We start from the raw sequence: 20,507 nt of genomic DNA on the forward strand, positions 1-20,507 counted from the left end.
TGAACGATGATACAGGTTGGCAGACGTAAAAAAGCAGCTGCTCAATCGTGAGGTGATTGATCAGCTGCTTTTCATGTTTGCAAGTAAAGTTAAAGTTTACTCGTAGCGCAGCGCCTCGATCGGATCAAGCTTGGCCGCTTTGTTTGCGGGGTACAATCCGAAAAAGATCCCGATGGCGCTGGAAAAGCCAAATGCGATGAAGATGCTGTTCCAGGACAACAGCGGCGGGAGCTGGGCGAAGTAAGAAACCAGCGCTGCGGCTCCGAGCCCGAGCAGTACCCCGATCAGGCCGCCGATCAGACAGACGATCAGCGATTCGATCAAAAACTGCATCAGGATATCCCGGCGGCGGGCCCCCAGTGCTTTGCGAATGCCGATTTCCCGCGTTCGTTCTGTAACGGAGACGAGCATGATGTTCATGACGCCGACTCCCCCTACGACCAGGGAAATGCCGGCGATGACGCTGAAAATAATCGTCAGCGTTCCGGTCAGTTGATTGAACTGATTGACCTGCTCCTGCATGCTAAAGGAGCGGTAATGATTCTCCTTTTGATGCTTGCGGGACAAATATTGGGTAGCCTGCTTCATCGCGGCTTCGACCGACTCCTTGTCTTTTGCCTTTCCGATCAGCGTGCTGACAAAAGGCTCCTCTTGAAAACTCAGGTCGTAGCGGATCGGGATATAGGCGCCGCACGTTTGACTCATGTCAAAGCGGAACTTTTCTTCCTTGTAGGTGCCGATTACGACAAGCGAGTTGTCTCCCATCCGTACCCGCTGGCCGAGCGGGTTCATTTGTCCGAACAGCTTCTTTGCCAATTCATCCTCAAGCACGATGACGGCTCGCAGCTCCTTGTCGTCAGCTTCACTGAAGAAGCGTCCCTTGCTTATTTTTACCGTTGGTTGAATCTCCAGGTAGTGAGCGGTTGTCGAATAAACATTCACCCGCTCTTCCTTTTTCGGACCCTTCACGATCGAGTTGGATTGATTGTACGGGACGAGCCGCTCGATGTAGGGACTGATACGGCTCAAGGTTTCGGCGTCTTCCACCGTCAGGTCGTCATTGGAGTGCTCTTCCTTGCTCTCATAATCGGTATAGATGTTAAAGCTGTTTTGCCCGAATTTCTCCATCTCGCTGGTGATGGCCCTCTGTCCGCCTTCGCCAAGCGTGTTGACGGCGATGACGGATGTGATCCCGATAATGATGCCGAGCATGGTCAGTCCGGAGCGCATTTTGTTGGCCCAGATGCCATCGATGGCGGTACGCAGCGCTTCCAAAAAATTCATGTCAGAATCACCTCATCGGACGGGACGGCGGTCAGGCGCTCTTCCACGCGCTCGTCCTTCATAATGACACCGTCCTTGAAGGTGACGATGCGCTCTGCATGCTGGGCGATATCCAGCTCGTGGGTAACGAGAATGATCGTTACACCCTGCTCATGCAGCTCCTGAAACATGGCCATGATCTCCGTACCGGAGCGGCTGTCCAGATTTCCCGTAGGTTCGTCTGCAAGCAAAATGGCTGGCCGGTTTACGAGCGCACGGGCAATTGCCACCCGCTGCTTCTGTCCGCCGGAGAGCTGTGTCGGCCTGTGGTTCATCCGCTCGCCCAACCCGACTCGCTTCAATGCTTCCATCGCCCGCTTTCTTCGTTCGGAGCGGCTGATGCCCGCGTACATCATCGGCAGTTCGACATTATGCAAGGAAGTGGAGCGAGGCAGCAGATTGAACGATTGAAACACAAAGCCGATTTTCTGGTTGCGGACGAGAGCAAGCTGCTGGTCGTTCTGCTTGCTGACCTCGATGCCGTCCAGCACGTAGGTTCCTGAATCCGGCCGGTCGAGACATCCGAGCATGTTCATGAAGGTTGATTTTCCGGAGCCGGACGGTCCCATGATGGCGACAAATTCCCCTTTTTCCACGGAGAGGTTTACCCCTCGCAATATGGGCAGTTCCGAATCGCCCGTCCTATATGTTTTCGTCAGGCCTTCCACGTAAAGCATGGGCCGACCTCCTTTTTTGCAAAGTAGTTACATTCCTGCCATGGGGGACGGGGTGACCGGCGCATTCTCCTGGATCGCATCCAGAGGACTCAGGATGATTTGCTCATTGCCGGTTAGTCCCGACTTGATCTGGGAGGAAAGCTCATTTTCCATGCCGACCTCGACGTTTACCTTCTTGGCCGTGCCATTGTCGGCTACCCAGACAAATGTGCTGCCGTCCGCCTCCTGTTGAATCGCTTCGATCGGCACCTGCATGGCATTGTCGATTTTCTCCGTCAGGATATTGATGTCGACGTGAAACCCGGGCTTGAGAGCCGAGACGTCGCCATCAGGCTGGAGAGTGACTTTGACGCGTGTTTTTTCACCTTGCCCGGAGCTGTTTTGCGTGGTTACGGCAATCGGGGAGATTCGCACCACTTTGGCATTCAGCTTCTGCTTTCCAAGAGAGCTGCCCTCGATGACTGCCGATTGACCGAGCTTTATTTTGCTTACGTCGGACTCGCTGATATCGGCCTGGATGAGCAGGTTGTTCAGGTTCGCGAGTGTAAAGATCTCCGTTCCTTTGTTTACGTACTGGCCGTTGTCTGCAGCCAGGCTGATGACGGTGCCGTTTTCGGGAGCGACCAACACGCTTTGGGTGCGCTCCTTCTCCAGTTGCGCCTTCTCCACCTGAAGCTTGTTGATTTGCGCTTGCAGAGAAGCGAGCTCCTCTTTGCGCGGTCCCTTTTGCTTCAATGCCAGCTGCTGCTTGGAGACGTTCAGTGACGAGAGCGTAGAATCGAGCTGGCTTTTTGCCTTGTCCACCTCTTGCTGCGTAGTGGCCCCGGATGCGAACAGCTGCTGCAGCCGATCGTATTCCTTTTGAGCGGCATCGTGCTCGCGCTGGGCTTGGGCGACCCGTTCTTTTTCCTGTGCCAGCTCTTCCGGTTCATTTCCTGCTTGCGCTTTGGACAGATTCGCTCGTGCCAGTTCAATCTGTGCGTCCAGCTCCAGGAGTCGGCTCTCTACGTCAGAGGTGTCAATCTTCCCGATAACCTGCCCTTTTTTAACGAGATCGCCTTCTTTGACGGAGAATTCACGCAGCGTCCCGTTCACATTTGCGTACACCCTGTATTTATCCTCCACGACTACACTGCCGGAGGTCAGGATGCGGCTTTCCAGCGCAGATGTGGCTACTGTCCCGATCTGGACAGGCATGCCCATCGCCTGACCGGGACTCAAAAGATTTACGCTAACGGTTCCGATCACCAGTACGGCGGCGACGGACCCGATCATCCACCATCGTTTTTTCATGTCTTCTAATCCCCTTGCCAAATAATGTATACCTTCTTTACGAAACTGTTTTACGGGGGGCAAGTAAAAAAGTAACAAGGTAACCTTTTTGTTCATGGAATGTTCACAATTTCACAAAACCATGGGAGCAGGGAGAAGTGAAGGAAAAATGGGGCGCTGTCTTTGTCGAACCCTTGCCCGGCCGAAGCGATAAGATGTAGGGAGCATAGCAGGATTTCCAAGGGAGGGAGCTATGAACCAGACGCTTCGTTTTGACTACTCCCATGCGTGCAAATTTTTCGAGCAGACAGATTTAGACCAGCTAGCTCCTGAAGTATTGCGCTCGCACATACAGCTCCATCAGGGGACGGGAGCAGGGAGCGAGCTTCGCGGCTGGCTGGACTTGCCGATCAAATGCGAGAAAAGTGAACGGGAACGTATCGTCCAGGCAGCGACGAGAATCCAGGAGAATTCGGATGTGCTCTTGGTCATCGGCATTGGCGGGTCGTATCTTGGAGCCAAGGCAGCGCTGGAGATGCTCGGGCATCACTTCACCAATCTTCTGCCTGCGGGCAAACGACGGGTACCGGAGATTTATTTTGTCGGCAACAACATCAGTCCGGTCTACCTCGCTCATCTTCTGGAGCTGCTGGAGGGAAAAGAAGTCTCTTTGAATGTCATTTCCAAATCGGGAACGACAATGGAACCGGCTATCGCTTTTCGCCTGTTTCGGAGCTGGATGGAGAAAAAGTACGGACGACCAAAAGCCCGCAGCCGGATTTACGCTACGACAGACAGAGCGAAGGGAGCGCTCCGCCAGCTTGCCGAGAGCGAGGGGTATGAGACCTTTGTCATTCCCGAGGATGTGGGCGGACGCTTTTCGATTCTTACTCCCGTCGGTCTTTTGCCGATCGCTGTCGGCGGAATCGATATGGATGAGCTGATGCAAGGAGCGGCAGATGCCAGAGAGCGGTTTTTGTCGCCGGTGCTGGCAGACAATCCTTGCTACCAATATGCCGCTGTCCGCAATATTCTGTATCGAAGGGGCAAGCTGATTGAAGTGCTGGTCGGCTACGAACCCCGGTTCCGTTTTTTCGCGGAATGGTGGAAGCAGCTCTTTGCCGAGTCGGAAGGGAAGGACAACAAGGGGATTTTTCCTGTATCCGCAGAGTATTCAACCGATCTCCACTCCATCGGCCAATATCTGCAAAGCGGAACACGGCACTTGTTTGAAACCGTCTTGACCGTGCATAAATCTGACGTTGACGTCACCATCGGAGACGACCCGGCCAATCTGGACGGCTTGCAGTATCTCTCTGGAAAAGGGATGGATTTCGTCCGCCAAAAGGTGCTGCAGGGAGCGATGCTGGCCCACGTAGATGGGGGTGTTCCGAATCTCGTAGTGGAAATTCCCCGGCTGACAGCGTATCATTTTGGTGAGCTGGTGTATTTTTTTGAAAAAGCCTGTGCGATCAGCGGCTACCTCTTGGGGGTCAATCCGTTTGACCAGCCCGGGGTAGAGGCCTACAAAGCCAACATGTTTGCATTGCTCGGGCGGCCCGGCTTTGAAAAAATGAAAGAAGAATTGGAAGCGAGAATTCGTGGAGACGACTAAAACCTACCTGACTGTAGCCGAAACATCCGAGTATCTGGAATTGCCGGAGACGTTCATTCTGGAAAAAATCCGCGAAGGGCGAATCCGTGCCGTTCACAACGGGGAAGAGTATCTGATCAACAAGGAGCAGTTTCAGCATCATCTGGAACAGATCCGAAAGCTCCGGGAGTTTGAGGATGAACAGAAGCATGAGCCGATCCCGGAGAGCTACGACGTGAAGGACGAAGATTAAGTTCAGCCCTTGTCAGATTTGCGGCCAGAGGACTATACTGAAGAAGACAACTGATAGAATGAAAAGTAACTGGGGGAGTCCATCTTGCTGGGCTGAGAGGACGGAAGCGATGACCGTCGACCCTTTGCACCTGATCCAGATCATGCTGGCGCAGGGAAGTGGTTACAGGCGGATATTTTTTCGCCCGTTGATGCGTTGGATGCGTGTTGTGCCCACCTTTTCCTGCCGGAGAGGGTGGGCTTTTCCATTTGATAAGGAGAGGAAGCAGCATGACCGACTGTTTACTTGTTGGCGGAGGCATCATCGGACTCAGTCTCGCCTATGAATTGTCCTGTAGAGGAATGGCCGTGACTGTAGTGGAGCAAGGAGAATGGGGAGGCCAGGCTTCATCGGCAGCAGCGGGAATGCTGGCGCCGCTGAAGGAATTTTCGCAGCCAGGGCCGATGCTGGAGCTGGGCATGAAGTCGCTGGAGCTCTATCCGAAATGGGCAGAGGAGCTGGAAGCGAGGACAGGCATTGACGTGCAGGCGTGCAAATCCGGACTGCTGACAGTAGCTCTTACCGAGCCGGAGTCGGGCGAGTTGCTGGAAAAATACAAGTGGCAAAAGGCATCGGGCTATGCGGTTGAGTGGATGACAGGGGAAGAGATGCGGAGAGTCGAGCCGCTCTTGACCGAGCAGGCGATCGCGGGGATCTACTCGCCTGAAGAAGGGCACATCAACAACCGCATGCTGCTGAATGCTCTGGTAGCCGCTTGCAAAAAAATGGGAGCGACGCTTCTTTCCGGCTCTGTTGTAACCGGAATGGCAAAAGAAGGGGGCAGGATCGTCGGTGTAGAAACGACCACGGGGCCTCTGCGAGCCGGGCATACCGTGATCGCATCTGGCGCATGGGCCGGGATTATGGCCGAATGGCTCCATTTTGCTGTGCCCGTCAGACCGGTACGCGGGCAGGTGGCATCGGTATCGTCCAGCGGAATCCCTTTGCGTACCGTCATCTTCGGCACATCCGGGTACATCACGCCCAAGCTGGATGGGAAGATCGTCCTTGGAGCGACCGAGGATGAAGCGGGCTTTCAGCGGCATGTCACGCTGAGCGGTCTTGCGAAAGTATTGGACGGTGTGATGCCGTATGTGCCCGCTCTGCATTCAGCAGCCTTCCAGCAGGCGTGGGCAGGCTTGCGTCCCGCTACAGCAGACAGCATGCCGCTGCTTGGACCCGTACCGGGATGGCAGGGCGTTTCCATTGCGGGCGGCCACTTTCGGAACGGCATTTTGCTTTCTCCGGTCACAGCAAAGGTGATGGCGGATTATGTGGAGAGCGGACGCGAAGATGCGCTGCAACCCTTTTTGCCATCCCGGTTCCTCGGGTCGACAACAAACAGATAAGGCTCATGGGTACGGCCTGATCGGAAAATGGGCTGGTCCCCTCTGGAAAATAGACACCTCCCCATAGGCTGGCGTATATGGTAATAAAGAAACACCAGAGGGGAGGAGTCAAATAGATGGAGGAGTCTAAGAAGCAATTGTTTCATGTTGACACTGCCGCTGTCAGCATGATCAAGGATATCCGCCATACGGTCCAAAACGTTTGCCAGGAGCATGCCCGGCAAAAGGTTCGGATCGAAGCGCTGGATGGACAGATATACGAAGGAGAGATCGTAGACTGGGACAACGACCACGTCTATCTGGAAGTCGAAGAAGAGGTGGATGACGACGAGGCGGAGGAAGTAGACTGGGATGGCTATGAGCTGGATGTAGAGCAAGTGTCCTACAGTTCCCCGTACGACCCGGCCGATCCCAATATGCGTCCGCCCTTTACAGCGGTCAGCCCATTTGCGAGCGGAGGGCCGAACGCCCGTCCGTATCCCGGAGTCAGCCCGTATACAGCAGTCAGTCCATATGCAACGGGACCCAATTCCCGACCGCATCCGGGGGTTAGTCCATATACAGCAGTCAGTCCATATGCAACGGGGCCCAACGCCCGACCGTATCCAGGGGTTAGCCCGTATACGGCGGTAAGCCCGTATGAAACAGGGCCCAACAGTCGTCCTTATCCTGGCGTAAGTCCGTATACAGCAGTCAGTCCATTCGCGACGGGACCGAACGCCCGTCCGTATCCCGGAATGATGCCTTATTCTGAGGTCAGCCCCTACACAGCGGTTTCTCCGGAAAGTGTCACAAGACCATTCCCTTTTGTACAGTCCTTTGTACAGTCTTTCATACAGCCGCCTGTACAGCCTTATTGCATACCGTGCGTTCCCTTGGTGGCGCCATTAGAAAGACCGACACGGGTAAGTCCGGCGGAAACGGAAAAACCGAAAGATCAAAGGGTCAGTCCGGCCGAGGATGTCCGCCCGGGTGTCAGTCCTTTCCCGCCATATCCACCGTACCCTCCGTACCCATTTCCTCCGTATCCGCCATTTCCGCCGTACAGACCGATCGCACCAGCTCCGCCGCCACCGCCGCCACCCGTACCATGTCCGCCCGTCGTAAAAACGTTGGAATCATCCTGCGTGGCACCGATTCCACGTCGCCGCTGCCGGAAAAGAGTCATTCCTTTGACGCTGTTCTCTCTGCTGTCCATCGCGCTGATCTAGGCGAGTGTACAGGTGTGGGCATCCAAGTGCAAAAAGCCTCCAGGCAAAGCCGCCTTGAGGCTTTTTTTGGTCCAACTGAGGCTGCGCCATAAAGCCTGGCAAAGCCAGGTTTTCCAAACGTCCTTCAATGACTACTTCTCCCCCATTTGTCACACACTAACGGCAAAATGTCGGAAAGGCAGGGATTGGATGCAAACCATTCAAAGCAGTTTGCCGGGAACGAGAGGGACGTATGGTTTTTTTCGGGAAGCTCTGGAGCCGGACGGCTTTACCTTGGCAAACTGGGATTACAATGCGGGTTATTTGGATAAAAAGCTGGACGAAGCGGGCATGGTCTTTCTGCGGATTCCCGTTCAGGTGCAGGAGGGCGAGCTGGACAGCGAAGACGCCTGGCTGGAGCTCGGAACGCCGTTTGTCCTGAAGCACGTCTACCGAGAGGGGATTGAATCGGACATCGGCTACTACTCTGCCGTTGCGTCTGCGGCCATGAATCAATTTCAGGAGCCGGTAGACAAGGATGCCGCAGTCGATGAGCACTGGATGCGAAAAGCGGAAGCCATGGTAAGGGAATTGGAAAGAAGATTTGCGTGAATCGCAGACATGCGGCGGGCCATCGACACGATTGGCCCGTTTTCTTGTTCGATGTGACGATTTCTCCAAGGGCCCGACGTTTTTTGTTGCTTCTGTCCGCATAGCAGGGAGAAGAAAGGTAATGTAAAATGGTGACAGATGAAAGCAAGTTTTCAAAGACAGGGAGTGTGGAGGACCGTGGCATGGTATCATTCGCTGCTTAGATGGTACTGGCGTCTCAGAAAGCCTCTGACACTGGGAGTGCGCATCATCGTGACAGACAGGGACAAGGGTGTACTGCTGGTTCGCCACACCTATGTCCAGGGATGGTACTTGCCAGGGGGAGGTGTCGAGCGAGGGGAATCATTTGCCGATGCGGCGAGACGCGAGCTGTGGGAAGAGTGCCGCGCAGAAGCAGAGTCGCTGTCGCTATGCCATTTGTATTACAGCGAAAGAGAAGGAAAACGGGATTACATTGCCCTTTTTCATGTCGGGGAATACCGTTTGCACGAACGCGACACGAGTGACCCCGAGGTAGAGGAAATGCGCTTTTTTACGTGGGATGGGCTTCCCGAGGAGCTGACGCCGGCGACAAAACGGCGGCTTCAGGAATTTTGCCGACAGCAATACACGACAGACCGATGGTAAAGCTGGAAAGAACATGCATCCCGGCATCAGCTGTGATATAGTGATAGCGAGCGTAGGCTAGTAACGACAAATCAAGATGAGGATATCCAAAGGGCCTTTTTGAAGAGGCTTTTTGTTCTATGTAAAGCGAGGGTTTGCACCATGAAAATAGCTACCGTACTGCGGAAAGATGATTATACAAGGGAAGTTTGCCGTCAATTGCGGGAAAAATTGCTGCAGCCGGACTGTCCATTTCGTTTCGTCGAAAGTCCCGAAGAAAAACCGGATATGGTGTTGTCCATCGGGGGTGACGGAACGCTTCTGGAGGCCGTCCACCAATACGGCTTTGAACCGGCCTATGTCGGCATTCATACCGGTCATTTGGGCTTTTACGCGGATTGGCACCCCGATGAGCTGGACGAATTCGTACAGGTGCTGACACAGCGTACGGAGCCGGTTATCGTCGAATATCCGACGGTTCAATGCCGGATTCATACCAAACAGGGCATCACCTATGACAAATGGGCGCTGAACGAATTGGTGATCCGCAATGCCTCGCTCTCTACGTTGGTTGCCTGTGTGTACATAAACGGGGATGAGTTTGAGACCTTTCGCGGAGACGGCCTGATCGTCTCGTCTCCGTCAGGCAGTACCGCCTACAACAAAGCAGTCAACGGGGCGCTGGTGCATCCTTCTATCGAGGCTATTCAGTTATCGGAGATTGCTTCTATCAACAATCAGGCTTATCGGACGGTAAACAGCTCGCTCGTCCTGCCCAATCATCACGAAGTAGAATTGATTGTCATGAACCCGGAGATCATGATTGGGCTGGACAGGGAGCAAGGGGTATGGAAAGACGTCCGCTCGATTACTTGTCGGGTAGGGGGAGAGAAAGTGAAGTTTGCCAGGTATAAGAAGCTCACCTTCTGGAGTCGGGTGAGAAAATCGTTTATCACCGGATAAAAAAAGAACGCTTGTGGGGAGGAGTATGGGGATGAAGAGAGTCGGGGCAGTAACGAACATTTTCCGTCATCCTGTCAAGGCGATGAAAGGCGAGCAGCTTCAGACCAGCCTGGTGGACAGATTCGGCTTGTACGGTGACAGAGGATATGCTTTTCTGGACGAATCCCGCAACGGAAAATACTTGAGTGCGGATATCATCCCCGGATTGCTCGGGTATTCAGCACGTCTGCTGGGCGAGTCTGGTGAAGACGCCTATCCCGAGGTGCGGATTCAAACGCCGAATGGGGCGGAGTACGGCTGGGAGGAAGCGCTGTTCGCTGATGTCGCGCGTACTGCCAATCGCCAGATCACGCCGTTGATGAGCACGCCGCAAGAAGGCGGGAAGAACTGGGAAGACCATATCCTGCTGGTGACGGACGCTTCCCTGAGGGAAATCGCCAGACTGATCGGCTGGGAAAGTATCGATCCGAGACGGTTCCGGGCCAATCTGGTAGTCGCATTGGACGAAGACCGTCCGTTTGCCGAGGACGAATGGATCGGCAAGCACTTGCAGATCAACGATGTTGTCCTGCAGGTAAACAAGCACTGTGAGCGCTGCCATTATGTCAACATCGATCCGGATACGCTCCAGATGAATCCGGCTGTATTAAAAACTTGCGTAAAACGGCATGACAATCATTTCGGGGTGTATGCGTCTGTCGTTCGACCGGGGCAAGTGACCGAAGGGGATGTTGTATTTTATGTCTAATCCATTGGAACGCGTGTCCCGTTTTGTAAAACAATATGATCCCGCTATCGAACCTCTGATCTTTCAGGAGAAGCTGAACACAACGGAGGAAGCAGCCCAGGCATTGGGTGTGGAGGCAGGCCAGATTGCCAAATCCATCCTGTTCCGCTGCAGTGACCGCTACGGACTGTTTGTGGCGGCAGGCGACGTGAGAATTCACCCCAAGCGGGTAAAAAAGTGTCTGGAAGGCGGTCAGCCGAAGATGGCTTCGCCTGATGAAGTAGCAGAGATAACCGGTTTTCAGGTGGGGGCGGTCTGCCCGTTTGCATTGCAAACAGAGGTGCCGGTGTTCGTCGACTCCTCTCTGGAGCGGTTTCCGGTCGTCTATACGGCTGCCGGGATTGCGGAATCGCTGCTGCCGGTCTCTTTTCAAGCTCTCGTCGAGATGACGGGAGCCCGGGTCATTGACGCTCAGTCTGCCGAGTAACAAGTGTATGTTTTAAGACGTTGAAAAGCAGAGGGACCTTCTCTCGTGTCTGGGTGTGAGACGAGAGCGGTCCCTCTTTTTAGCGCAATGCTTCATAGACCTGCCGCAAATCCGTATATCCGTTTTGGCGGGCTAGCGACAAGTAGATTCCCCAGAGCGAGGCTGCAGCGAACGCATCGCAGTAAGCATGATGCCGCCGGGAGATAACAATATTGTGTCTGGCGCATAAAGCGTCCAGCGATCCGTTGCCAATCACCTCGCCCGACAGCCGGATGAGCAGCATCGTGTCCAGCAAGCGATGGGTAAACTTCCGCCTGCTCGTCTTCCAGAGCGCCGCCCGCAAAAAATTGCGTTCGTGGCGAGAGTGATGGGCGACCAGCGGCCGGTCGCCGACGAATTGGAAGAAGCGAGTCAGCACGGTAGCCAAATCGGGTGCCGAACGCACCATCTCCTCGCGAATGCCGGTAAGCGAGGAGACGTGCGGCGGGATAGGACGGCAAGGGTCGATCAGACTGTAAAAAGAATCGCCCAGTACAAGCCGGTCACCTCGCATGGCAACGGCGCCGATAGACAAGATCGCATCACCGCGGTCAGGATCATAGCCAGTCGTCTCCAGATCCACCACGACGACCTCCAGATTGGCAAGCGGCAGATCAATACATTTGCGAGCGTGCTCTTGTTCTCTTTCCAAAAAACGCAGAAAGGCATGTGCCCCCAGATCTCCGCTGTTTTCCCACCAGGAAGCAACTCCCTTTCCCCAGGTTCGGCCGCTCAGGTGCCACAAGCGGCCGAGGCCATTCCATTTTGCCATGCAGGTGCCCCCCTATTGACGATAGACATCGAGCAGATTCTTCGTCTTCCCGTGCAGCTTCAAGGCCAGCTTCATCGCCCGGCGCAGCATCGCCAAAGTGTCCTGGGACAGCTCCCCCAATTTGACATAGCTGTTGCTGCCGTATTGCCCGTCTCTCCAATGCAAGGGGGTGATCAGCCGAAGTCCCATCAACAAGCGGAAGTGCTGTTCGACATCCCGGCAAAACGCTTCTGGCCAAATCCTGCGCGTACGCAGCGCAAGCAGTCTTTCCAGCGTTGAGGTGACGTAAATTCCATGGGCGAGGGAGAAATGGCGGACGCAATTGACGAAAGGCAGATAGACGCCCTCCTTTACATTGACGGCCCCCTGATACCGTCCGCTCTGATCAGGCGCCAGCCGTCCAAGCCAGGTGAGCGGGATGCGATGGTACAGCGTATTGCTCACCAGCCTTTCGATCAGAAGAGGATTGTTGGTAAGCAGGGTCCGGTAATAACCGGCAACGGTGGCGAAGGCGGAAGGCTCCCCCCAAATGACGCGCGCATCGCTGAAAAGAAGGAGATAGCGGGAATGTTCCCAGGTAGGGTGAGAGGCCCAGTGCTCCAGGCGCTCCATCCATTGCTCCGTACTTCCGCGCCAGCGGGCGGAGACACATGTGACATTCCCGTGGCAGGGGGGATAGCCTACCTGCTCCAGCCCCTGTACAATGACGGCTCCCAGAAGATGAAAATAGCCTTCGATATTTTCCCGTTCTTTTGTCGATAAGCCATGCGGCAATTGATAAACGAGTCCATTGTCCTGATCGCTTGCGACTGCCTGTTCACACCGGCCGCCGCTGCCGAATTGCAGGTAGGCAAAGGGGACGGGCGGGGTACCTACGCCCATTTTTGCCAGCTGTCGGACGGCGAGGAGAACACCCTGCCGGATCAGACGCTCGTGGATGAGATTGACGAGTACGGCAAACGGAGCCAGCTCGGCAGCTCTCCGGATGCCCTCCAGCCGCGACGTTTCCAGCAGCTCCCCGCACAGGAGGGCAAGCTCGCGAAAAGTAGAGGCTTCGCTGATCCGGTGGACATCATCGGGTGAGAGAATGAGAGCCGTTTCGTTTGAAGGAGGAGATATGTTCTGCGGGAAGCAGCTCGGGATATCCGTATCCCCCGTGTTCGCTAAGGTCAAGACCGATCACCTCTTCTTCCTCGGTTACTCGCAGGCCGATAGTCGCTTTTAAGGCTGCCAGAATGACATACGAAACGATAAAGACGTACAAGAGGGACCCGACCAGACCAAGCGCCTGAACGCCGAGCTGGTGCCAGCCGCCGCCGTAAAACAGGCCGGGAGCGCCTACGCCTGCCTGTTCGACTAATTCGGGAGTGGCAAAGAATCCAGTGGACAATGTCCCCCAGATACCCGCCACGCCATGGACGGAAAAGGCGTAAACCGGATCGTCAATTCCTTTTCTGTCAAACCAGATTGCAGTAAAGTATGTCAGAATACCTGACACAGAACCGATGACTACGGCGGCCCAAGGCTCCACAAATGCGCAGGAAGCAGTAATCGCTACGAGTGCGGCGATGACGCCGTTCAGCATGGTCGGAATATCCGCCTTGCCCGTGACGGACCAGGCGATCGCCATGGCGGCAACAGCCCCGGCGGCAGCCCCGAGATTGGTCGTCAATGCGACATACGCAAAAAAGCCCGAGGTGCTGCCCAGTGTCGAGCCGGCGTTGAATCCAAACCAGCCGATCCAGAGGAGAATCACGCCAAGTACGGTGTACACCTGGTTGTGTCCGGGGATCGGGTTGGAGCTGCCGTCTCGGTTGTATTTGCCGATCCGCGGTTTCAGCAGGATGGTGGCCGCCAGAGCCGCAACGGCACCCTGGAGATGAACAACGGTAGACCCGGCAAAGTCCTGCATGCCGAGTTCTGCCAGCCAGCCGCCGCCCCATACCCAGTGGCCGATGACCGGATAAATGACAATGGTAAACAAAAAACTGAAAATGACGTAAATGGAGAGCTTTGCCCGCTCGGCAAAGCCGCCCCAGGCGATGGCCAGCGACACGGCTGCGAAAGCGAGCTGGAACAGAAAAAAGAGGGAGATGGGAATGTCGGCGGCAAAGGCATTGCTGAAGGAATCAGCAGCGTTTTCGCCGGAGGGATCGAAGAAAAATCCGCCAAGCCCGATAAATTCATTGCCGTTTCCGAAGGTAAGTCCAAAACCGAGGGCCCAAAACGCAAGCGTGCAAAGTCCGAAGGTGAGCACGGTTTTTCCTGCTACGTGGCCGGCATTTTTCATCCGGGTCGAGCCTGCCTCCAAAAGGGCGAAGCCGGCTTGCATCAAGATTACCAGTATGGCTGCGACCATGACCCATGTAGCATCAATCGCAGAGGCAAGAGAAGCGAATGTCGGTTCCATCCTTTCCACTCCTTTTATGTCAGTTTATCTGACATTGTATATTTGTGTCAGATTATATGACATAAGAAAAAAGAATGCAATCCGTTTTTTCTGAAAACTGCAAAAAGAAAACACCAGCCCCCGGCTCATGCCGAGAATGACTGGTGTTTGTCCTGTCTGGCCTTCCGCTCAAGTGCCAATCCGAGCGCACACATAATGGCCAGGAACAATCCGCTTGCGAAAAATAGCTCTTTGACGGGCCATGTTCCGAGCCACAGGGCCCCCATGCTGCTGGAGAGCATGGAAAATCCGGTGAACATCAGCATATTCAGCGCATAGATTTTGCCGGTGTTGGAATCGGCCGCCTTTGTTTGGATGGCGGTAACGGTGGGGATTCCGATCAAAGGTCCGCCAACGCCCGCGATGGCGGCTGCCAAAAAAGCGAGCCAATGGAGGGCGAGCCCCTGCGTCAGCAGAAGAAATCCGACCGCCTGAACAAGCCAACCGGCGATGATGACCAGCAGGTGGCGCTGATACTGGAGGCGGGCCATAAAGAGACTGCCCAGCAGATTTCCTATCCCGTAGAAGCCGATCAGGACTGCGAGCATACTGCTGTCGCCTTGCCCCATCTCGTTTGCGAGAAAAGGAAATCCTACGTTCCAGCACACCTGCCAGACGAGGAAGCCCATATTGCTGAATAGCAGGATAACGAACAACAAGCGATTGGTTTGAAGCTCTTTTAAGCCATATCCGATGTCGCGAATGTACTGCCCCGCAGATAAACGGCTCGTCACCGTTTCCTGACCGCTTCGCGGGATTTTCCCCAGGGCATAGAGGAAGCATGCGGACAGCAGATAAGCAAACGCATTGATAAAAAACAGGGTGGACAAGGGCACCCACGCTGCAATTACACCGATCGTCATTGGCGCGGCGATACGCACGGTCGGAAGGTGGTATCCAGGATGGCGTTGGAACGGCTTAACTGTTCAATAGGGACGATTGCCTTCAATGCGACCGTACGAGCTGGGTGGAACAGGCTGGAGAAAACACCGATCAAAAATTGGGCGGCCAGGAAAAAAGCGAACTGCTTGACGCCGAGTGCTGTCATGATTCCAACGAGGACAGCGACACTGATGCGGGCCAGGTCAGCTCCGACCATGAGCGAACGAGGATTGTATCTGTCCGCCAGTACGCCTCCGATTAAATAGAACAACAAGCCCGCTGTCATTTCAGGGATGGCCAGCAGACTCAGCGCTGTCCCTGATTGGGTGGCTTGCAAGAGATACCACAGCAAGGCAAAGCTGTAGCACTGGTCGCCGATATTGGCAGTCAGCTGAGCCAGCCACAGCAGCAGAAACGAACGGTTTTTCCACAATGCTGACGATTCCACACCCATCTCTCCGTCCTGCGAATATTCAGACAAAATATTTTTACCAGATCAGAATAGCAGGCAGCCTAGATAAAGTAAAGGAATATCCGCAGACGCTGCTCATCGCTTTTTATTCACGGTTCGCTTGCTGGGCATAGGTGGGTGAAGCCGCGTCTATACGGCGGTAATTTATGAAAAAGCAAAGGAGCCTGTTTGATAGCAGGCTTCTTTGCTTATGATCGGTTTATTCAGGTTCCGTCAGGCTCCTTCAGCCAGCAGTCCCTGCTACATGGGACGATTATCGTTTGTACGATCCGCTTGATTATGCGCTTTGGAATGGCCCTGATTGTCTTCTGTATGCGTGTCGTCAGCTACTGTGCTGCTCGTCAAGCCCGTGACTGCCAAGCCTTTTTGGTTCAGGTTTTTCGCGCTTTTCCACTTTGCCATGTGGCACTCATTCCTTTCCGGGGTTCATCTCACTGTTACGTTTCCATCCCGATCACCTCGTTACTCAGCCACTTTTTGCCGCAATATCGCTCCCGCTTTACACAAGTAAGGTATACTAAGTCTATAAAATAACTTGTGGAACAACCGGGAAAGGAGGCCTCCGGGATGGATCACGAACGGGCTATTATCGTCGAGGGAAAAACAGACCGGGAAAGGCTCCGAAAAGTATTGGCGGAGCCGGTCCTGATCGTCTGTACGTACGGGTCATACAGCGCCGAAAAAGCTGCCCATCTGGAAGAGCAATTGGAAGAGGAAGAAGAGATCTACATCTTTACGGACGAGGATGACAGCGGCAAGAAATTGCGCTCCCAGTTGCAGGAGGATTTTCCGAATGCCACTCACCTGCATACCCAGGCACTTTACGCCCAGGTGGCGCACACTCCGCTGGACGTGCTGGCAAACATCCTCGAGCGGGCGGGCTTTTCGGTGGTTGGGGGAAATGAGGAAAGTGATTATGGGCGGGGATAACTTCAGTCGGGAACGGCAATAACAACAAGAGATGCTCTTGTTGGAGGTGTCGTAGTTTGCACAGCCTGGCGTCCTTTATAAACCGAATGAATGTGTTCGTCTGGTTGATCGGCATCTTTGCCGCTCACGCACTGCTGTATCTGTTTCTGGGAACGGCGACCTGGCTCGCTACCTCGCTGTTAGCCACGGCGTTTTACGGGATTGTCCTGCTTGTAGCCAAACTGGTCGCCAGCCGTTATGACGACAGGGAAGAAAGCAAATGAAGGAGTCGGTCGGCTTAGGGCCGGCTTTTTTCATGCCGTTTCGAGGCCGTTTTGATGCCGTTTTTCAGGCCGCTTGATGCGGTTTCGATCCGTTGCAAGGCTGTGTGGCGGCGCTGCATGGCGGTCGGACAGACAGGTCGGACCCTGTTACACGGCCACCTGTCTGTCCGATCAATGTCCCATGAATTGCATGGCAAGGATGACGGCTCCCAGTATCCATACGTAGACGGCGAAGCCCTTCATCGAACCGTTGCTGATAATTTTCAGCATCCAGCGAATGGCTACATAGCCGGCAATTGCAGCAAATCCCGTTCCTACAATCATCGGTATGAGATCGATTGTTTCCAGTGGAGTTTTTATCAGCTTCACCGTTTGCAAACCCGATGCCCCCAAAATAGCCGGGAGCGACAGGAGAAACGAAAAACGGGCCGCATCCGCACGGGCAATCCCGCGCATCAGTGATCCTGCGATAGTCAGTCCGGAACGGGAGATGGCAGGCAAAATGGCGGCACCCTGCAGCGTTCCGATTATCAGGGCGTCGGCGTAGGTGATTTGTTCAAAGGTGCGGGTTCCTCTGCGCATGGATTCTACCGCCCACAGGATCGCTCCAGTAGCGAGGAACTCCCAGCCGATCGTCAAACCAGTCCGTGATATTTCTTCAAAGAAGTCCTCAAAAAGAAGACCGATGGCGGCCGTAGGAATCGTTCCGACGAACAGCAATCGTGCCAGCTTGCCGGTCGGATTCAATAAAACGTGTCGAACCTCGGACCAAAAGACGATCACCACCGCGATGAGGGTGCCAAAGTGAAGCATGGTATCAAACAGCAGCCCGGCTTCCTGCATATCAAACAGCATCCGGAACAAAACCAGGTGGCCTGTACTGGAAATCGGCAAAAATTCGGTTAAGCCCTGTACGATTCCGAGAAAAATATGCTCAAGCAAAACCAACATCGTCTGTTCGCTCCCATCCTTTACATGTACATTGTTGTTAGGGGGAAAAGGACAAAATACTGCCCCCTTGTACACCATATGTATGTGGGAAAAAGGGAGACTTGCCTCTTTTCACTGGATCGTGCTTGTCTGTTGTAAAAAGTTGTGGAATTTACCAAAGGAAAATAGGTATAGTTAGGGTGCACATGCACGGAAGCGAGGATAAACGAAAATGAACCAACGAAACCCAAGGAATCAAAGGAATCGTCCAGACCAGCGGAGTCAACGAAATAAACGGCCGCTGCGCGATTTGAGCGGCAGGCTGATCAGCTCAGCGGCAAAAAAGAAGGCCTACACGCCTCCCGCCGGATTGCAGGCAGGGATGCTCTTGACCATGACCGTGGAAAGGGAGATCGAGCCGGGTTACTTTCTGCGAGCCGGAGAAGATGAAGTGTTCCTCCACCGCAGAGAAGCGGAAGGAAGGCTCTCCATAGGCGACACAGCAGAGGTTTTTCTGTATCATGACCACGAGAATCGGCTGGCGGCCACCATGGACATGCCCTATGTAGGCTTGAATGAATACGGCTGGCTGGAAGTAGTGGATATTATGCCGCGGATGGGCGTATTTTTGGACAACGGCATCGAAAAGCACTTGCTCCTGTTCACAGATGATCTGCCCAAGCTGAAGGCGGAGTGGCCGCGGATCGGCGACAGGCTGCTGGTCACATTGAAGCGGGACAAGCTGGGGCGCCTTTTGGCCAAGCCGGTCACAGAGGAAGAAATCACCAAAATCTCGGTACCAGCGACGAGCGAGATGCACAATCAGTGGGTCGAGGGAACAGTCTACAAAGTAATTGCGGCCGGGGCGTTTTTATTCACCGAGGAAGAGCACGTCATGTTCATTCACAGGGACGAAATGACAGAACCCCTCCGCTTGGGCCAGTCCATCCGCTGCCGAGTCAGCTACGTTCGCGAAGACGGACGGATCAACGGATCGATGCGCGTTCGCAAAGAAGTGCAGTACGGAGAAGATGCCGACAAGCTGCTTCAGTATTTGAGCAATCGGGATGGCGCTATGCCGTACACAGATGATACGCCTGCCGATGTCATCAAGGAGAAGTTTGGCATGAGCAAATCCGCCTTCAAACGAGCGCTGGGAAAATTGATGAAAGAGCGGAGAGTAGAGCAGGCAAATGGATGGACGAGACTGGTGGACATCCCCACACCGCCTCATTCTTGAAAAACATATCTCACACGATACGGGCCCCCTTTCTAAAAGAGGAGCCCGTTTTCTTTTGGAATCGCGGCGTTGCCTATTGCTGTATTTGCCAAGTCTCGATAGCTGAATCTGGACATAATAATGGTCCCGATTTCAAAAGCTAGGCATGGAGGAGTGGTGGTCGTACGCATGATTATCTTTCAGCTGGCGATTATTTTGCTCGCATCGAAAATAGCCGGTGATCTCGCTGCCAGAATCGGACAGCCATCGGTTCTCGGAAAGCTTCTGATCGGGATTATCCTCGGCCCTGCTGTTTTGGGCATCATTACAAGCACAGAAATTATCGATGAGCTCAGCGAAATCGGCGTTATTTTGCTTATGTTCCTCGCTGGCCTCGAGACGGATATTGACGAGTTCAAGCGGACTGGCAAGGCATCCGCCTATGTGGGGATTATCGGAATCATCGTCCCTCTGTCGCTGGGGTACGCAACCGGACTGTTTCTGGATATGTCGACATTCGAAGCGATCTTTCTCGGACTGCTGCTCTCAGCGACAAGTGTCAGCATTTCCGTGCAAGCCCTTAAAGAGATGGACAAATTAAAGTCCAGGGAAGGCATGACCATTCTGGGTGCCGCTGTAATCGATGACGTTCTGGTCATTATCATCCTGGCGTTTCTCATGAGTGCGGCGGGCGGCGAAGTGAACCTGGGCATGCTGATTGCCAAAAAAGCAGGTTTTTTTGTGGTCGCCATTTTATTGGGCTGGATCGCCGTTCCCTGGCTGCTAAGAAGATTTGCCCCTCTCCGCGTGACAGAAGCGGTGATTTCGGCAGGCCTGATCATCTGTTTTCTCTATGCCGCATTGGCGGAATACGCAGGTGTCGCAGATATTATTGGAGCTTATATCGCGGGAGTGGCGATCAGCTTGACCGATTACAAGCATGAAGTGTTCGAAAAGGTGGAAACGATTGGTTACTCGGTATTCGTACCTGTTTTTTTTACGTCTATCGGGATCGCGGTCGAAGGACTTGGCAGCTACATATGGGTCATTGCAGCGCTCAGCCTTTTGGCGATATTGACAAAGCTGCTTGGCTCGGCTGTCGGCGCCTTTTTTGCCGGATTTGACTGGAGAAGCTCATTTGGCATAGGCTCGGCGATGGTCTCCAGAGGCGAGGTGGCATTGATCATTGCCGCAATCGGATTGGAAAGCGGGCTATTGGCGGAGCAGTTGTTTCCGGTCATCGTGATCGTTGTGTTAGTAACAACGGTGGTAACCCCGCCGATGATGAAGGCGTTTTTCAAGGCATGAGAAAGTGAAGGCCGTAGAGAATGAAGCCCTGAGAGAATGCCGGGGTGATAAAAAACGGCTGCTGATGATCAAGCTTTGCCAGACCTGATCATTTATGCTCAACTTGATACGAAAAACGGGCCCCCTTTCTAAAAGAGGAGCCCGCTTTTCG

The 20,507-nt window shown here is 54.1% G+C and carries 23 protein-coding genes and 1 riboswitch; of the genes, 13 read left to right on the top strand and 10 right to left on the bottom strand.

Going from position 1 to position 20,507, the window contains the following annotated elements; translation table 11 throughout:
- Positions 1 to 96: 96 nt before the first annotated feature.
- The 3 genes from NST96_RS05600 to NST96_RS05610 are packed head-to-tail and all read right to left on the bottom strand — an operon-like array spanning position 97 to position 3,293.
- Entirely contained in the window at positions 97 to 1,284 is a 1,188-nt protein-coding gene (locus tag NST96_RS05600; protein ID WP_342405707.1) for an ABC transporter permease, read from the bottom strand.
- Positions 1,281 to 2,000 (bottom strand): ABC transporter ATP-binding protein, encoded by a 720-nt coding sequence (locus tag NST96_RS05605; protein ID WP_024985396.1) that lies wholly within the window; start codon positions 1,998 to 2,000, stop codon positions 1,281 to 1,283. The genes NST96_RS05600 and NST96_RS05605 overlap by 4 nt, the downstream gene beginning before the upstream one ends.
- Before the next feature lie 27 nt (positions 2,001 to 2,027).
- Entirely contained in the window at positions 2,028 to 3,293 is a 1,266-nt protein-coding gene (locus NST96_RS05610) for an efflux RND transporter periplasmic adaptor subunit (RefSeq protein WP_031932122.1), read from the bottom strand.
- Positions 3,294 to 3,525: 232 nt separating this feature from the next.
- On the opposite strand from NST96_RS05610, the gene NST96_RS05615 reads away from it, so the two are divergent.
- From NST96_RS05615 to NST96_RS05655, 9 genes are all read left to right on the top strand, one after another.
- A complete protein-coding gene (locus NST96_RS05615; RefSeq protein WP_003391031.1) occupies positions 3,526 to 4,887 on the top strand; it encodes a glucose-6-phosphate isomerase in 1,362 nt (453 codons plus the stop codon).
- The gene (locus NST96_RS05620; protein ID WP_003391033.1) at positions 4,874 to 5,119 is read left to right on the top strand and encodes an excisionase family DNA-binding protein; all 246 of its coding nucleotides are present in this window, start codon (positions 4,874 to 4,876) and stop codon (positions 5,117 to 5,119) included. Before NST96_RS05615 ends, NST96_RS05620 begins: the two co-directional genes overlap by 14 nt.
- A 61-nt stretch (positions 5,120 to 5,180) precedes the next feature.
- A riboswitch (TPP riboswitch) is annotated at positions 5,181 to 5,293 on the top strand.
- A 95-nt stretch (positions 5,294 to 5,388) separates the two neighbouring features.
- Positions 5,389 to 6,507: a glycine oxidase ThiO gene (thiO, locus tag NST96_RS05625; protein ID WP_342405711.1), complete on the top strand. Its 1,119-nt coding sequence runs from the start codon at positions 5,389 to 5,391 to the stop codon at positions 6,505 to 6,507.
- A 116-nt stretch (positions 6,508 to 6,623) separates the two neighbouring features.
- A complete protein-coding gene (locus NST96_RS05630) occupies positions 6,624 to 7,718 on the top strand; it encodes a hypothetical protein (RefSeq protein WP_024985399.1) in 1,095 nt (364 codons plus the stop codon).
- A gap of 189 nt (positions 7,719 to 7,907) precedes the next feature.
- Positions 7,908 to 8,309, top strand: a complete 402-nt coding sequence (locus NST96_RS05635) for a YugN family protein (RefSeq protein WP_024985402.1) — start codon at positions 7,908 to 7,910, stop codon at positions 8,307 to 8,309.
- Positions 8,310 to 8,486: 177 nt separating this feature from the next.
- Positions 8,487 to 8,936, top strand: a complete 450-nt coding sequence (locus NST96_RS05640; protein ID WP_003391040.1) for an NUDIX domain-containing protein — start codon at positions 8,487 to 8,489, stop codon at positions 8,934 to 8,936.
- Positions 8,937 to 9,077: 141 nt separating this feature from the next.
- Positions 9,078 to 9,878 (top strand): NAD kinase, encoded by an 801-nt coding sequence (locus NST96_RS05645; RefSeq protein WP_003391042.1) that lies wholly within the window; start codon positions 9,078 to 9,080, stop codon positions 9,876 to 9,878.
- Between the two features lie 31 nt (positions 9,879 to 9,909).
- Positions 9,910 to 10,626, top strand: a complete 717-nt coding sequence (locus NST96_RS05650) for an MOSC domain-containing protein (RefSeq protein WP_024985404.1) — start codon at positions 9,910 to 9,912, stop codon at positions 10,624 to 10,626.
- On the top strand, positions 10,619 to 11,092 hold the full coding sequence (locus NST96_RS05655) for a YbaK/EbsC family protein (RefSeq protein WP_003391046.1): 474 nt from the start codon (positions 10,619 to 10,621) through the stop codon (positions 11,090 to 11,092). The genes NST96_RS05650 and NST96_RS05655 overlap by 8 nt, the downstream gene beginning before the upstream one ends.
- A gap of 79 nt (positions 11,093 to 11,171) precedes the next feature.
- Here NST96_RS05655 and NST96_RS05660 read toward each other — a convergent pair whose 3' ends face one another.
- The 6 genes from NST96_RS05660 to NST96_RS05685 all read right to left on the bottom strand — a co-directional run bounded on the left by NST96_RS05660 (position 11,172) and on the right by NST96_RS05685 (position 16,108).
- Positions 11,172 to 11,903, bottom strand: a complete 732-nt coding sequence (locus NST96_RS05660) for an exonuclease domain-containing protein (protein WP_024985405.1) — start codon at positions 11,901 to 11,903, stop codon at positions 11,172 to 11,174.
- A 12-nt stretch (positions 11,904 to 11,915) separates the two neighbouring features.
- On the bottom strand, positions 11,916 to 13,076 hold the full coding sequence (locus NST96_RS05665) for a DUF294 nucleotidyltransferase-like domain-containing protein (RefSeq protein ID WP_003391050.1): 1,161 nt from the start codon (positions 13,074 to 13,076) through the stop codon (positions 11,916 to 11,918).
- Positions 12,976 to 14,313 carry an ammonium transporter gene (locus NST96_RS05670; RefSeq protein ID WP_031932125.1) on the bottom strand — a complete coding sequence of 446 codons (1,338 nt, stop codon included), beginning with the start codon at positions 14,311 to 14,313 and terminating at the stop codon, positions 12,976 to 12,978. Before NST96_RS05670 ends, NST96_RS05665 begins: the two co-directional genes overlap by 101 nt.
- 125 nt (positions 14,314 to 14,438) lie before the next feature.
- Positions 14,439 to 15,233, bottom strand: coding sequence for a hypothetical protein (locus NST96_RS05675; protein WP_342405716.1), 795 nt, complete (start codon positions 15,231 to 15,233; stop codon positions 14,439 to 14,441).
- Entirely contained in the window at positions 15,212 to 15,682 is a 471-nt protein-coding gene (locus NST96_RS05680) for an MFS transporter (protein WP_342405718.1), read from the bottom strand. The genes NST96_RS05675 and NST96_RS05680 overlap by 22 nt, the downstream gene beginning before the upstream one ends.
- A gap of 264 nt (positions 15,683 to 15,946) precedes the next feature.
- Positions 15,947 to 16,108 (bottom strand): hypothetical protein, encoded by a 162-nt coding sequence (locus NST96_RS05685; RefSeq protein WP_003391057.1) that lies wholly within the window; start codon positions 16,106 to 16,108, stop codon positions 15,947 to 15,949.
- A gap of 165 nt (positions 16,109 to 16,273) precedes the next feature.
- Between NST96_RS05685 and NST96_RS05690 the strand changes: the two genes are divergently transcribed.
- Together NST96_RS05690 and NST96_RS05695 are read left to right on the top strand one after the other, a co-directional pair.
- Positions 16,274 to 16,636: a toprim domain-containing protein gene (locus NST96_RS05690; RefSeq protein WP_024985408.1), complete on the top strand. Its 363-nt coding sequence runs from the start codon at positions 16,274 to 16,276 to the stop codon at positions 16,634 to 16,636.
- 56 nt (positions 16,637 to 16,692) lie between these two features.
- A complete protein-coding gene (locus NST96_RS05695) occupies positions 16,693 to 16,899 on the top strand; it encodes a hypothetical protein (RefSeq protein WP_003391063.1) in 207 nt (68 codons plus the stop codon).
- A gap of 171 nt (positions 16,900 to 17,070) precedes the next feature.
- On the opposite strand, the gene NST96_RS05700 is transcribed toward NST96_RS05695, so the two are convergent.
- A complete protein-coding gene (locus NST96_RS05700; protein ID WP_003391064.1) occupies positions 17,071 to 17,850 on the bottom strand; it encodes an undecaprenyl-diphosphate phosphatase in 780 nt (259 codons plus the stop codon).
- A 361-nt stretch (positions 17,851 to 18,211) separates the two neighbouring features.
- Between NST96_RS05700 and NST96_RS05705 the strand changes: the two genes are divergently transcribed.
- Positions 18,212 to 19,069 (top strand): S1-like domain-containing RNA-binding protein, encoded by an 858-nt coding sequence (locus NST96_RS05705; protein WP_228006766.1) that lies wholly within the window; start codon positions 18,212 to 18,214, stop codon positions 19,067 to 19,069.
- 168 nt (positions 19,070 to 19,237) lie between these two features.
- Entirely contained in the window at positions 19,238 to 20,356 is a 1,119-nt protein-coding gene (locus NST96_RS05710; RefSeq protein ID WP_342405723.1) for a cation:proton antiporter, read from the top strand.
- Positions 20,357 to 20,507: the final 151 nt, after the last annotated feature.

It is taken from the genome of Brevibacillus sp. FSL K6-2834, assembly GCF_038592925.1.
In the GTDB taxonomy this organism is placed as follows: Bacteria; Bacillota; Bacilli; order Brevibacillales; family Brevibacillaceae; genus Brevibacillus; species Brevibacillus borstelensis.

Coding starts and splice junctions, on each gene's coding strand:
- NST96_RS05600 (WP_342405707.1), bottom strand. CDS start 1,284: ATGAATTTTTTGGAAGCGCTGCGTACCGCCATCGATGGCATCTGGGCC.
- NST96_RS05605 (WP_024985396.1), bottom strand. CDS start 2,000: ATGCTTTACGTGGAAGGCCTGACGAAAACATATAGGACGGGCGATTCG.
- NST96_RS05610 (WP_031932122.1), bottom strand. CDS start 3,293: ATGAAAAAACGATGGTGGATGATCGGGTCCGTCGCCGCCGTACTGGTG.
- NST96_RS05615 (WP_003391031.1), top strand. CDS start 3,526: ATGAACCAGACGCTTCGTTTTGACTACTCCCATGCGTGCAAATTTTTC.
- thiO (WP_342405711.1), top strand. CDS start 5,389: ATGACCGACTGTTTACTTGTTGGCGGAGGCATCATCGGACTCAGTCTC.
- NST96_RS05630 (WP_024985399.1), top strand. CDS start 6,624: ATGGAGGAGTCTAAGAAGCAATTGTTTCATGTTGACACTGCCGCTGTC.
- NST96_RS05635 (WP_024985402.1), top strand. CDS start 7,908: ATGCAAACCATTCAAAGCAGTTTGCCGGGAACGAGAGGGACGTATGGT.
- NST96_RS05645 (WP_003391042.1), top strand. CDS start 9,078: ATGAAAATAGCTACCGTACTGCGGAAAGATGATTATACAAGGGAAGTT.
- NST96_RS05650 (WP_024985404.1), top strand. CDS start 9,910: ATGAAGAGAGTCGGGGCAGTAACGAACATTTTCCGTCATCCTGTCAAG.
- NST96_RS05655 (WP_003391046.1), top strand. CDS start 10,619: ATGTCTAATCCATTGGAACGCGTGTCCCGTTTTGTAAAACAATATGAT.
- NST96_RS05660 (WP_024985405.1), bottom strand. CDS start 11,903: ATGGCAAAATGGAATGGCCTCGGCCGCTTGTGGCACCTGAGCGGCCGA.
- NST96_RS05670 (WP_031932125.1), bottom strand. CDS start 14,313: ATGGAACCGACATTCGCTTCTCTTGCCTCTGCGATTGATGCTACATGG.
- NST96_RS05685 (WP_003391057.1), bottom strand. CDS start 16,108: ATGGCAAAGTGGAAAAGCGCGAAAAACCTGAACCAAAAAGGCTTGGCA.
- NST96_RS05690 (WP_024985408.1), top strand. CDS start 16,274: ATGGATCACGAACGGGCTATTATCGTCGAGGGAAAAACAGACCGGGAA.
- NST96_RS05700 (WP_003391064.1), bottom strand. CDS start 17,850: ATGTTGGTTTTGCTTGAGCATATTTTTCTCGGAATCGTACAGGGCTTA.
- NST96_RS05705 (WP_228006766.1), top strand. CDS start 18,212: ATGCTCTTGACCATGACCGTGGAAAGGGAGATCGAGCCGGGTTACTTT.
- NST96_RS05710 (WP_342405723.1), top strand. CDS start 19,238: ATGATTATCTTTCAGCTGGCGATTATTTTGCTCGCATCGAAAATAGCC.